Below are 371 nucleotides of genomic sequence, written 5' to 3'. Positions count from 1 at the left end.
CTTCAGCCACGCTCGATGCAGTTGCCGGCTCATTAGATATCGCGGCGTCAGTGGACAATACCGACGGTACGGTTGACCTCAGTGGCACCACCACCGACGTTGCTCCAGGCACCGTGATTAACATCACCATCACCGATCAAAACGGTAAAACGGTCATTGCTCAAGCCACCGTATTAGCCGATGGCAGCTATGCCTTAGAAGGTGTCGCTGTCAGCGCCTTAGCCGATGGCCCATTAACCATTGACGCCACGGCAGTCGATAACAACGGCAATCCATTGGCTGCTGATACTTCAGCCACACTTGATGCGGTTGCCGGTTCATTGGATATCGCTGCGACCGTCGATAACACCGATGGTACGCTTGACCTCAGT

At 54.4% G+C, this 371-nt stretch carries 1 pseudogene; it reads left to right on the top strand.

Annotated features, from left to right (window positions below):
* Positions 1 to 371: pseudogene (locus JAO78_RS16705) on the top strand (hypothetical protein); the annotation flags it as partial.

The organism is Alishewanella maricola, assembly GCF_016343785.1.
GTDB classification, from domain to species: domain Bacteria; phylum Pseudomonadota; class Gammaproteobacteria; order Enterobacterales; family Alteromonadaceae; genus Alishewanella; species Alishewanella maricola.
The sequence above is the reverse complement of the archived record's forward strand: the minus strand, read 5'-3'. Positions and strand labels throughout refer to the sequence as shown.